This window comes from Acidianus manzaensis (assembly GCF_002116695.1).
GTDB lineage: Archaea > Thermoproteota > Thermoprotei_A > Sulfolobales > Sulfolobaceae > Acidianus > Acidianus manzaensis.
Genome location: NZ_CP020477.1, coordinates 1,376,130 through 1,388,372 on the forward strand (window position 1 = coordinate 1,376,130; position 12,243 = coordinate 1,388,372).

12 protein-coding genes and 1 tRNA gene are annotated in these 12,243 nt (G+C 27.5%); 7 read left to right on the plus strand and 6 right to left on the minus strand.

Features of this window, described 5'->3' with window-relative positions; genetic code table 11:
- The first annotated feature begins 11 nt into the window (after positions 1–11).
- A complete protein-coding gene (locus tag B6F84_RS06480) occupies positions 12–179 on the plus strand; it encodes an AbrB/MazE/SpoVT family DNA-binding domain-containing protein (protein WP_148691496.1) in 168 nt (55 codons plus the stop codon).
- Positions 180–222: 43 nt separating this feature from the next.
- A complete protein-coding gene (locus tag B6F84_RS06485; RefSeq protein WP_148691497.1) occupies positions 223–948 on the plus strand; it encodes a TatD family hydrolase in 726 nt (241 codons plus the stop codon).
- Between the two features lies 1 nt (position 949).
- Here B6F84_RS06485 and B6F84_RS06490 read toward each other — a convergent pair whose 3' ends face one another.
- From B6F84_RS06490 to B6F84_RS06510, 5 genes are all read right to left on the minus strand, one after another.
- On the minus strand, positions 950–1,144 hold the full coding sequence (locus tag B6F84_RS06490; protein WP_148691498.1) for a hypothetical protein: 195 nt from the start codon (positions 1,142–1,144) through the stop codon (positions 950–952).
- Between the two features lie 6 nt (positions 1,145–1,150).
- Complete coding sequence (locus tag B6F84_RS06495; protein ID WP_148691499.1) at positions 1,151–2,167, minus strand: cytochrome c oxidase subunit II; 1,017 nt, start codon at positions 2,165–2,167, stop codon at positions 1,151–1,153.
- Between the two features lie 41 nt (positions 2,168–2,208).
- Complete coding sequence (locus B6F84_RS06500; RefSeq protein WP_148691500.1) at positions 2,209–3,981, minus strand: cbb3-type cytochrome c oxidase subunit I; 1,773 nt, start codon at positions 3,979–3,981, stop codon at positions 2,209–2,211.
- A 236-nt stretch (positions 3,982–4,217) separates the two neighbouring features.
- Positions 4,218–4,313 (minus strand) — tRNA-Ser (locus tag B6F84_RS06505).
- 665 nt (positions 4,314–4,978) lie between these two features.
- Positions 4,979–5,614, minus strand: a complete 636-nt coding sequence (locus B6F84_RS06510) for a hypothetical protein (RefSeq protein WP_148691501.1) — start codon at positions 5,612–5,614, stop codon at positions 4,979–4,981.
- Positions 5,615–5,669: 55 nt separating this feature from the next.
- Between B6F84_RS06510 and B6F84_RS06515 the strand changes: the two genes are divergently transcribed.
- From B6F84_RS06515 to B6F84_RS06535, 5 genes are all read left to right on the plus strand, one after another.
- A complete protein-coding gene (locus B6F84_RS06515) occupies positions 5,670–6,539 on the plus strand; it encodes an NAD(P)/FAD-dependent oxidoreductase (protein ID WP_148691502.1) in 870 nt (289 codons plus the stop codon).
- A 256-nt stretch (positions 6,540–6,795) separates the two neighbouring features.
- Entirely contained in the window at positions 6,796–7,887 is a 1,092-nt protein-coding gene (locus B6F84_RS06520) for an RsmB/NOP family class I SAM-dependent RNA methyltransferase (RefSeq protein ID WP_148691503.1), read from the plus strand.
- A gap of 41 nt (positions 7,888–7,928) precedes the next feature.
- Positions 7,929–9,914 (plus strand): protein UpsX, encoded by a 1,986-nt coding sequence (gene upsX, locus B6F84_RS06525; RefSeq protein ID WP_148691504.1) that lies wholly within the window; start codon positions 7,929–7,931, stop codon positions 9,912–9,914.
- A gap of 26 nt (positions 9,915–9,940) precedes the next feature.
- Entirely contained in the window at positions 9,941–11,140 is a 1,200-nt protein-coding gene (locus B6F84_RS06530) for a hypothetical protein (RefSeq protein ID WP_148691505.1), read from the plus strand.
- On the plus strand, positions 11,121–11,942 hold the full coding sequence (locus B6F84_RS06535) for a hypothetical protein (protein ID WP_148691506.1): 822 nt from the start codon (positions 11,121–11,123) through the stop codon (positions 11,940–11,942). The genes B6F84_RS06530 and B6F84_RS06535 overlap by 20 nt, the downstream gene beginning before the upstream one ends.
- Here the strand turns inward: B6F84_RS06535 and B6F84_RS06540 are convergent.
- Positions 11,909–12,187, minus strand: a complete 279-nt coding sequence (locus B6F84_RS06540) for an SSO5209 family protein (protein WP_148691507.1) — start codon at positions 12,185–12,187, stop codon at positions 11,909–11,911. The genes B6F84_RS06535 and B6F84_RS06540 overlap by 34 nt on opposite strands.
- Positions 12,188–12,243 lie beyond the last annotated feature (56 nt).

Sequence of the window (12,243 nt, forward strand, 5' to 3'; positions counted from 1 at the left end):
AGTGAACTATAATGTCCGAAGTTGAAGAAATAGTTAAAGTTAGTAGGAACTATCAAGTAACTATACCAGCAAAAATAAGACAAAAATTCCAGATAAAAGAAGGAGATTTAGTTAAAGTAATTTTCGATGATAAGGAAAACGCAGTAAAGATAACACTATTAAAAGAACCATGGAAATAAGTTTTTCTTAATTTTTTAATCTCTTCTTTTTTTCTGGTAAATAATGTTAATAGATATACATGCTCATCTAGATTCTAAAGAATTTGAAAATAAAGTAGATGAAACAATTAATAAATGTAAAATAATAATAATAAATGCTGGAGTAGACTATAAATCAGATTTAGCAAGCATAGAATTATCTAAAAAATTTCCCCAAATCCTTCCAGCAGTAGGATTACATCCAGAGTACATTAATAGATTTGACCAAGAAATAAATCAAATAATACCTTTATTCAATACAGCAGTAGCTATAAGTGAAGTAGGACTAGATTACTTCTGGATAAAAGATCAAACATTAAGAAAAAAACAAATTGAAGCAATGAAGTTTTTCTTAGAATATTCAGAAAAGATAAAGAAAAGCATAATAATTCATGTAAGAGGTGGAATGAAAGATTTATTACAGCTATTACCATCCTATCATATCACATTTGTAATTCACGCATTTGAAGGAAGTATAAAGGATGCAAAGAAAATAATAGACTTAGGTGGATATATTTCAGTTCCTCCTATAGTAATAAGAGACAAATATAGACAAAAGATAATTGAGAATACTGATTTAGATTACTTAGTTACAGAGACAGATTCTCCATTTCTAGGTCCAGAAAAAACAAAAATAAACGAACCTTGTAATGTATCTCTTACTTTACAAAAAATAAGCGAAATTAAAAATATACCAGTAAATGAAATAGAAGATAAAATAGAAAAAAATTTTAAAAAAATAATACCTTAAATTATTTTTTATCTTCTTCTTGTGGAGCAAAATATACAAAGAGGAAGAATGCAACGAATCCTATAAATGCCATAGCCATAAATGAGATTGTATAAGGAGTCGCAGCTGCATGCAGTGTTAAGTCTCCTATTTCCCATACTAGTAAAGCTATAGCTAATATATATCCTATTCCTAATACTTTAAAGAAACTTACCATTTTTGATCACTCCTCCACTAATATAACTCCCCATGCTCCCATTACATAACCTTTTTGTATACCTATCAACGAACCTATATTAGAACTTAATGCATCAGGATTATAGTTATAATACACTGGAGTTATTATACCATATACGTAAGCAGGTGCATCAGCATTAAAAGTAAACGTCATGTATGTATCATATTGTACTGGAACTTGCTTTACTAAAGTGATAGAACCATTCCACCATATAGCATAAATTCCTACATCCACGTCTTTTACTGCGTATGGTGTTCCATTTACTGAATAATTATATAGATAGTTTCTGTCATCATCTGGTGTAGGTAAATACATTTTTATAGTTACGTTATTGTGTGCAGTAGTTATTAATGTTGGGCCAGGCACAGAATTATTAAATATACCGTATTGACTCCCAACTAATGTAAATGAATTATATGGACCTATTATTGGAGGATTATAAGGATCTCCCTTTAATGCTACAGTTTGTGCTACTGAAGTTTGATGCTCATAAGCTGATATATTGCTTGGAGTAAAGTAACCAGAATATGGAATACTCAATAGTAATCCAGTTTGATAACTGAACCAAGGCCCATTGTATTCTCCACCTAGGAAGGCATATGCACCAGTTATATTAGGCACTGGTATTACAGCATATGAAGTTAAACCTGGAACTATTTGATCTGTTATAACTTCATCAGCATAATCTGCAAAGTAGAAATTAGAAGTAACATCAGCAGATTTCATTGTTATATTTACATATTGTCCTGGATGTGCAATAATTAAATTATAATCATGAATAGGTACCATTCCTCCACCGGATTCATCAATCTTAAATAAATATTGATATGAAGTAATATTCACATTAACTACCTTAGATGAAGAAATACCACTTAATGCAGATAGTACGCTAGGAACTCCACCTACTGTAAAATCTAAAGGAACTGTACTAACTATTACTACTGCAAATAATACAATAACAAATAAAGTCCAAATTAACTCCCATCTTTCTTTCTTATCCATTTAATCACCCTTTTGAAACAAAATTATTTATCAAAAAAAGATTATAAACTCTTTGCACCCTTTAGAACAGGGTAAGATATTAATACTATACCAATAGTCAGCAATACTATCCATGCCCATGGTAATGCATTATACATATCTCCACCTAATGCTAAAGGTATCGTACTTATTATTACAAATACCGCACCTAAAATACCTAAAGCCCAGTACATTCCTAATGCTTTTGCATTTTTTGTATTCATAGTTTTTCCTATTTTATTGAAGTTATTAAATTTTAACCCCGTTGAAGACCAATCTAATGACATTGCTACAGTATTTATCATATCACCTAAAGATAATCCTTCCAATTTAGCAACTCTTCCTTTAACTAAAGTTGCAACAAGATTAAGGAACCATACTAGAGTTGCAACTTGAGCTATTATTGCTCCTACTGTTGCTAAATTTTCAGCATCTACTAATCCTGAGAATATTGGGTATATTTCTGTTCTTCTTACTACACCATAGAATCCCATTATTTCCATTCCTATAATTAATAATACTGAGCCTATAGTGTACCCAATATAGTGTATCCATGCCATTTTACTAGAGTACCATTGTCTTCCGGTCATCATTGGAATCATAAAGTATAATACTGCCATAGCAGCTGGAACTATAGATAATAATATCATAGCATGGAAGTGACCTGGAACCCACATGCTATTATGAATTATTGCATCAAATGCAATATCAGCATTAGCTATTCCAGTAACTCCAGCAGCTATTGCTCCAGCAAATGAAGTCGAAATAAATGCAGTAATTATATTAAAGTTTACATTAGCGCCTTTAACTGTAGCCCATAAGTTGAAGAATGTCATCATTGAAGGCACTACTACAGCATATGTTAAAACTTCTTGAAGAATCTTTATTGGAACTGGTAAATTCACCATATATAAGTGATGAATTGGCACATTATTTGAGAATATTAAGTATAATAGAGCTGAAATTCTTCCAAATCTTTCGCTATATAATGGTCTATTTGCTAATGTTGGTATTAGCAAGTACATAGCACCTACTGCAGGTAGCCATGCCATATACACTATTGCATGTCCAAATATCCAGAACGCTATCTGATTAGCTATAGGATCTAATCCTACTAATCCATAATATGCTAAAATATCCCATATGTCTGCAGCGGTAACTCCAGAATATCCAATTGCGTATAATAATGTATCCATTAAGAAGAAAACTAAAGCTACTGGTAATTTTTCCTTTAGGCTTTTAGTAGCTATATAATAATGGTATATTATCCATACGCCAGCCATATAAGTAAAGGCATCCAATAATATCCAACCAATAAAGAATAGAGGAGATACTACATATTGTGAATAAGATGGTATTCCCATAGGGGATAAGTAGTACCAATCTGTAGCAGAGAAGAAGTTATCATTGAAAGATGGATATACTACTATAGGTCCTTCCATGAACATCATAGAAATATTGATAAATATGAAAGCTAAATTGAGTAGCCATTTAGCTCTAGGCTGTATGTTAAGCAATTTTATACTAAAGTAAACGAATAGTGCAAATTCTACTTGCTGAGCGAAACCAAATAAGTCTCTCTCAGCATGTAAAGTTATAGCACCATAGTATTCCTGGGAAGTCTCTATAAGAAGAGCTGAAGTACCCCAGGCTGACTCTTGTAATCTAACCATTAGTGAGTCTATTACACCTAATAATCCCCATATAACACCTAAAACTAGCATTGCCATAGTAATTCTAGTAGTCCAGTCTTTATCAAGTTGGAATAATGATACGATTAGATCTTTTAGACTCATATCAAATCAAGATACTACATTTTATTTTAGTTTTTATCTTTTACATAATAAATTGTTTATAATTAGCGATTAACCGTGTTAATGAAATCATTTATAAATCTTGATAATAAAACGATTTTAAGTAAATACAGAAAAATTTCTTAAAATATTTACTATATAAAAATGTAATAAATAATAATTATTCTGAATCTAATCCATAAAAATAGACTTAATATAAAATTCTTTGTGAGCAATAGCGCCGAGGACGGGATTTGAACCCGTGCGGGGTTTCCCCCAACGGCTGCCTGCATGCAGTAGCAGGCCGCCGCCCTACCTGGCTAGGCGACCTCGGCACTTTATCTAAACTATTATTTATATTGTAGTATATGAAGTTTTTCTTAGACATGCAGTAGTTTAGTATATCTAAGACCTATTAGATTTACAACTTTGTATTTCTATTAACTCTTAGAGTTTACGTAGTTACATTATAAGTTAATTATCTCCATTTACAAATTTACTTATGTTGCAGTAAAAAATCAGAAGTATATTACCATCAACTTTATTGATTTCTCACTGTATTCAAGATAAAATCTAATTGTCCCACATTTAAAGATTATAAAAATTAATATTTAAGAGATATATGATTAAAAAGTACTAATTTCAAATAATTTCGAACTCAAAACCAATTTACTAACTTATTAGATGTAATAAGTATATCAAGAGAAAGTTGTCATAATAAATTTCATATAAATGATAATATCCATACTATTGTCTTATCATACCTTAATGAGAGAAGTAGGTGTAATATATTAATTATTTTGGCTGATCATAAAATGTATAAGCCACATTAATTCTTATGGAGTTAGAAATTATATATAGCATTAGCCTATTATTAGTGTCGATATTTAGTTTGATTTATTATAGTCAAATCTCTATATTTCTATACTTACCCACAATATATTTACTATTCAGGATATATAAATTAATGAAAAATAATAGCAATAAAAAGTCCAAATAATTATAGAATGTTATAGTTAGTTACTGAGCATAAATTTTTCTTTCTACATAATTGAAAGAAACATTCTAATGATTTTCTACCTTTTAATCCTAACTCTTTCGATAATGGCGATATTATACCTTTGCTTTCTTGGATTGAAGCAGACTCTCTTATTATGATCTTGATTTTTGATAATACATCGTCCGGTAAGTTACTTCCTATAACACTTAATACTATTGGTAAATTTTGGCATTCTTTTTTCCATATATCTGATAATGATATTTTATAGTTATTTATAACAAATCTAGCAGAATTACAATCAAGTTTGGAATTTGGTATTGCTTTGCTACCTAGTAATATTTTTAAAAGATAATATTCTGTAGAATTACTGCTTGTACATACTTCATTATTTATCTCATCTGAGAGTCCTAATTCGTTTACTACTCTTGCACCATTACTTAAGATTTTCGTATCTATATAATTTAAAAGTGGAAGAGATATATAATAAAGATCATAATTCTTATATTTAAATTTTATTTCGTCTTGCTTTATTTCAACAAATTCAAATACATAATCTTTCGACTTAATTTCATTATTAATAATAGGTAGTAATGGTAAAATCTCGTCTTTGTTTGAATATGCTATGCTTATGTTCAACTCATAAGAAGTAGGAAAGCAAACATTATTTAATTTTTCTACATTAGCTAATAAAATGATACTTATATTAGGATCAGGCTATGCAGGATTAAACGCTTATTATAATATAAGATCAAAAGATAAAATAATTATATCTAATGCTGGTGAATTTGTATTTTATACAGCTCTTTTACGTAATATAATCAAAGAAAAAAAATACTCTGTTAATCTGAATTTTGTCAGAAAAGAAGAAGTAGTAGATGTGGATATTTCAAATTTAAGAGTGAGAACTAATAAGAATATATATGAGCCAGATAAGCTAATTATAGCACTAGGATGTAAAAATAGGAATATAGAAAAATTTCTAGAAATAAAGAAATTAAATAACTTATGTATTTCGTCGGAGGACAAATATGATAGCTATTTAGCTTTACAAATATCGTTTTATGCAAAAATGATAGGAAAGGATGTTAAATATAATGGAAATTATATGGAATGGCTAGGAGAAAAAGTATCAAATAAAATAAGAGAAGTAGTCAATAGAGAGCTGGGAACTTGTGAAAAACCAAATTTTATAGTAGAAAAATGTGAAGCTCCAGACTTCTTAGGCTTTCTTGAAGTTAATGATAAGTTAGAGGTTAAACCAAACGTTTATGCAGCTGGCGATATAATTAAGAACTGGCCTAAGCTTGGAGAATTAGCAATGAGAAGTGGTAGATATATAGGAAGATTACTATCTAACAAAAATAAGGAGGAGAGTTTCAATCCTATATTTATTAATATTCTAGACACTGGGGACAAAGGAATTCATATCAGATCAAACGTACCATGGGGCGGTAATTTTGAAAACATAAAATGTTCTAAAACTAGAAGATTAATGAAGAGATTTATAGAGAATTATTATATATTAAGAAAAGGTAATATGGGTTTTCTCTATTATTTATAGATGTCCAGGGTCTAGGGGGTTATCAGGGGAAATCCTCCTCATCTATTTTTAGGCCCTGGACATCTATACTTTAGATATATAAATTGGGGTTAAAATTATTTACACAACGAGGAATAAGGAGTAATCCTCTAACTTGCATTATAGAAAGAAAATTAAAGATAATTTTGTATTCAATTATACAAGGATAAAATATTTAAAAATAAAAAAGAGTACAAGCGTTAGTAATAAATATTTTTGCGTAGCACTCATTTCATTTGTGAAAGAAAGAGAGTTAATTGATTTTCTTTCTACATTGCTTTACTATATAGAGAATAATTATCCGTTACCAGTAGCATTTAAAAATACTAAAAGAATAAAAAAGGTAAAGGGTTTTAATTATGATGAGTTATATAAGTTATCTAGAGAATTTATATTAAGCTATTATTCTTTTAAATCTAGTAAAAGATCCGATAAAGCAAAAGAATTCACTAATGGAGCTAAAGGATTAAAATTTCCTGATTGGATGGAAGAAAAACTCAATCAGTATATTAATGTCAAAGAATTAGAAAAATCATTTTTTATTAAAAATGAATGGATAAGAATAAATACTCTAAAGGGAGATATAGACAAAACAGTTAGATCGCTTGAATCTCAAAATATTGAACTAGAAGAAGATCCTCAGCTTCCTTGTATATTTAGAATAATGAAAGGCGATGCAAGAAAAACGAAAGAATTTAAAGATTATAAAATTGTCTTTCAAGATAAAGCAAGCGCGCTTGTAGTAAAATCTTTAGAGCCAGAAATGAGAGATATCATAATTGATCTTTCATCTGCTCCAGGCATAAAGGTTAGTCAAATTATGGCAATGACTGAAAATACGGCAAGAATTACTGCTATAGACTTAGATGTAAAAAGATTGTATAGAGAAATTGAGTTTCTAAAGAAAATGAATGTTAACTTAGATAGGATAAATTTCGTCCTACAAGATTCATCTAATTCAAGTGTATTAAGAGGAGATAAAGTATTATTAGATGCGCCTTGTTCATCTTCTGGCATGATATCTAATGAACCATCAATTCTAGTTAATTTAACTATAGATAAGATAAACTATTATTCTAAAATCCAAGAAAACATTTTAAGGGAAATCATTTCTAATATCACTGCACATTATGTTATATATTCAGTATGCTCTATTTTTCCAGAAGAAGGAGAAGAGCATACGGATAATTTTCTTGATATACTAGAAAAACCTAATATAGAAGGAAGCAGTGGTTATAATGGATTTTCGTCTTCAAATTATGTAGTAAGACTTTCTCCTTTTAATAATACTGAGGGATTTTTTATAAGTAAGTTGATTTTAAATAAATAGTTTTGTCTACCAGAGTTTATTTTTAAACTACCAGTAAATTCATGCATCCTATTTATAAGACTGTTTTATCTCTTGATGTTCCTCATAATCTACAATATTCGCTTTTGAATATAAGCGATACTATTTTTTTAGAGTCAAACGCATTAATTCAACCAGTAGTCTCCTTATATCCAAAATTTAAAGTAGATAAAGAAAATAGATGGATATTTTATGCTAATGGAAAACTTTTAGAGTTTGTTGATAATAAATTATCTATAATAGAAAATAATGCAAATATTGATGCTAACTATATTTATTACGTAAATGTAGAAGGTAAAATTGAAAAAATTATAGAGAAAAATAATTATTATGTATATAATTCAGAAATATATGATAAAATAATAGTTAACGAACAAAATAATATGATATCTCTCTTGAACAAGAAGAAATTACTTTTATTTTGGAATAAAATGAAATTAGAATATGATACTCCTAGAAATATAGTTAATAACAAGAATGGAATTTCATTACTTTATGATGATCATACAAAGGTTATAACAATAACTGGAGAAAAAATAATTGAACCAAATAGGATTTTCTTAGGATATATAAGAGAAAAGACATTATCTAAAACATTAGATGGAAAAATAATGTTAGACAACTCTGTGATTGGAATTTGTAAAGATAATACAGAGCTAATTGGTGCTAACTCTGATATTATAGTAATAAAATGCGGAAATTCCATAAAATATCTTAAGGATAGTGTATGGAAAGAAATAGCTACTGATTCTTCGGTTCTAGATGGATTCGTTAATGATAATTTTATCATAATAAAAAGTGAAAAAGAAACAAAAGTTTTTGATAAGAACCTAACTCCACTATATATCTTAAATAAATGCGAAGCTATAGCTAATAGTAAATATATATTTCTATATTTCAACAAGAACTTTGGAATAATAGATACATTAGACAATAGCAGTATTCTAAAAGTCGAAAAAAATTATATGGATAAAAAATCTCCATTAATTCTATATATTATAAAATATTATTATCCAGAATTTACTGATCTCGATGTAATAAAAAAATCTGAAGAAGGTAAATATACCAAATTTCTAGTGGAGCCTAAGTTATTGGGAAGTAAAAAAGCCAAGGTAAGAATAAACTCTCCTTTCTTTTCTACTGAAGCAGAAATAGCTATAGATTCTAAAGAACCTTACATAAAAGCTTTAGGTGAGATAGTAAGGAGCAATGGAAATGTGTTGGGCACAAGAATGAATTCAATAATAAAATTAAAACTAGAAGGTGAGGTAAATACATTTTTACCTTATACTATTCTAATATCATATAAAAATTTTCACCACCAAATAACTTTCACTAGGCAGAAAATTTCCACTGATGTAAAGATTCCTGTTAATATTTTTGATCATAAATTAAAGAATGATATAATATACATAGATGTGGTAAAATCTGGAAGAAACCAGCAGAGTGAAGAAATTCTTTTACCAATAATAGATATAACTGAAGATAGCACAAAATGGAAAAAAGAAATAATACAAGCTAATAAGGACATTGTAATTAAAAGACTAAGCCAAAATACAGACGATATTACATGGGAGAAAAATTATATATATCCAACGCATAGAAAAGGAATAATTATAAAACCAAAAGATACAATAATTAATACTAATAACGTTAAATATAGAATTAAAAGAGGAATAAATTATATTAATGATTATATTATAATCGGTATTGATAATATAGTTAATAAGTTAGACATATCTATTGATTTTCCCTATCTTATAATATCACCTAATATACAGTATAATTATCCAGTAGAGATTTTCTATTCTACATATACGTACAGAGGATTTCCTACTAAGGTAGTGTTTCCTATAGATCCTGCATATGATAAAATAATAGTTAGAACATACATTGGTAATGAAACTGTGGAACGTACTTTTAAAATATCTAAAGATATGTTTATAAAAATTGGATTATTACAAGCTAAAAAAATCGAAGATTACTTGAAAAGTATCGGAATAGACTGAATACTTTTTAAAAATACAAAAACTTCATGACAACTAAAATTCTTGAAGAATACTATATTTTAGGAAATAAAATTTCCATTAAAGAACTCAACGGAAATACTCTTTATGAAGTAGAAGAAGTTAAATTAACTGATAAAGAAAAGGAAATTTTAAAAAATATAAACGAGAAAAATATTAAATACGATAATTTAGATCCTACAACAGCAGATAGAATTCTATATTCTATGAAAAAGCAACAGTTTGGTAGAATTACTATATTACTTCTAGACGATAAAATAACAGAAATAACGTGTTTCAACTATAATATGCCATTATATGTGAGTTTACGTGGATACGGAGTTGCCTTAACCAACTTAAAATATTCATACAAAGAAGAAATCATCTCTGATTTACAAAAGATTTTCAGTTCCGCAATAAGGCACAAAAATCAATTAATTCTTGAAAACGATGAAATGAGGGGTATAGTTAATGTAAGTAATCCTGAAAAAATTGCGTTTAATATATCAAAGAAAGATAAAAAAGTCACTAGTATAACTAATTTAATAAATTCTCGTCTAATATCTAGAAATCAAGCTTCTCTACTTTGGGAATTATTAGAGAACAACGCATTTATCATTTTTGTTGGAAATATAAAGATATCAAGTAAAATTTTAGAATCAATAATAAATTTAACTTCTAATTTTAAAATATTAAACATTAGATCTAAACCAATATTAAATATGATAAACGAAAAATGCATAAACATAGATTCTAGAGATATTGAAAATGAAGATATAGATTTATATAATCCAGATATTGTAATATTTGACAAATTAAACAAAAATATACTTACTGAATCATTAAAATTAAGTGCATATAATAAGGGAATAATAATATTAAGTGATTTTCCAGATCATTATTCGTTATTAAATTATCTTGATAAAAATACTTTGCTAAGTCTATCTAAGCTACCTACAATTATAGTAGAAAATCTACGAAGTAAGACAAGCTTCTACGAGATTTATTCTATACGAAATAAAATAAAGGTACTCAAAATTAGTAATATAAAGTCAATAAAAGATATAAAAAGGTTGTATATTTATGCTCAATTACATATAACTGATGAAAACGTATCATTAAAGGAAAAAATACTAAATGAATTAGCTAAGAATAATATAACTGACTATTTTACAATTTTTGACAAATTAAAAGAGGTGAAAGAAACAAATGCTGTCACATTTAATTAAAGTAAAAGAATATCTTTCAAGTAATGATGTACAAAATATATACGATTTGGAAATAAAAGCTATAAAAGATAATTATAACTCACATAATAAGTTAATAAAAATAATAAAGAAAAATTCGAAAGATAATATAATATATCTAAAAAAGCTTATAGACAAACTTATTACTTTGTCTATAATAAATACTATAGCATTAATTGGAGCCATAATATATACTATATTATACAACAGCTCACTTCCATTGTTTACTGATATTATAATAAATATTGCTAGTATCTTATCTATCGCTTATAAAGATTTCAATAAAATCAAATTCTCAACTAATTTTACTTATTTTATTGTGCTATTGCCATTTATGATTCCTTTTCTACCAATAGATCTTTCAATTCTTTACAAAATAGTAATAGCTTTAGGCGTTTCGCAGTTAATAATATTGAAGTTTAACCTATATTCAGATAATTATTATCAAAAGATAATTAAATCGAAAAATAAAATAGATAAAGAGCTAAAATCTATATTTATGTATAATACGACATTCGCAAAAGACTTACTAAGATTAAATAAAACTTATTATTATAAAATAATGCAAATAAAGGATAGTACTAAAATATTAAAGATAATAAATATAATATTGCCCATCATTATCTATCCATCTATTAGATTTATGCCAATGCATATAATTCCTTTATTTTTTATATCATCGATTTTAATATCTATGATTATTACAAAAGCCTATAGCTTATCATTAATAAATCCAAAAACTATAATATACTATTGTGTAATATCTGTTATATTTTCATTATGATTTTTTATAACTAATTCGATTTCATATCCCTTCTCAATTCCATCTAATACTTCTTCACCTTTTTTAGTTAATTTATAGACTTTGTGAGCTCCTTTAGAATAAATAGTAGTAATTAACCCTAGTCCTTCTAGAACGTGAAATATAGCTAATACCTCGTATCTTGGTATTTTAGTTCTTATTACTGCTTCTCCAGGATTTACAGCTCCATCTTTGATTGCCTCTAAAATTACCTTTATCTCGTACATAACAATTGAAGTAATTAAATAATTTCATTTAAAAGGGCTTTTACTCTTTAATGTAA

Excerpts from the sequence above, each read along its gene's own strand:
- B6F84_RS06480 (WP_148691496.1), top strand. The coding sequence starts at position 12 with ATGTCCGAAGTTGAAGAAATAGTTAAAGTTAGTAGGAACTATCAAGTA.
- B6F84_RS06485 (WP_148691497.1), top strand. The coding sequence starts at position 223 with ATGTTAATAGATATACATGCTCATCTAGATTCTAAAGAATTTGAAAAT.
- B6F84_RS06490 (WP_148691498.1), bottom strand. The coding sequence starts at position 1,144 with ATGGTAAGTTTCTTTAAAGTATTAGGAATAGGATATATATTAGCTATA.
- B6F84_RS06495 (WP_148691499.1), bottom strand. The coding sequence starts at position 2,167 with ATGGATAAGAAAGAAAGATGGGAGTTAATTTGGACTTTATTTGTTATT.
- B6F84_RS06500 (WP_148691500.1), bottom strand. The coding sequence starts at position 3,981 with ATGAGTCTAAAAGATCTAATCGTATCATTATTCCAACTTGATAAAGAC.
- B6F84_RS06515 (WP_148691502.1), top strand. The coding sequence starts at position 5,670 with ATGATACTTATATTAGGATCAGGCTATGCAGGATTAAACGCTTATTAT.
- upsX (WP_148691504.1), top strand. The coding sequence starts at position 7,929 with ATGCATCCTATTTATAAGACTGTTTTATCTCTTGATGTTCCTCATAAT.
- B6F84_RS06530 (WP_148691505.1), top strand. The coding sequence starts at position 9,941 with ATGACAACTAAAATTCTTGAAGAATACTATATTTTAGGAAATAAAATT.
- B6F84_RS06535 (WP_148691506.1), top strand. The coding sequence starts at position 11,121 with ATGCTGTCACATTTAATTAAAGTAAAAGAATATCTTTCAAGTAATGAT.
- B6F84_RS06540 (WP_148691507.1), bottom strand. The coding sequence starts at position 12,187 with ATGTACGAGATAAAGGTAATTTTAGAGGCAATCAAAGATGGAGCTGTA.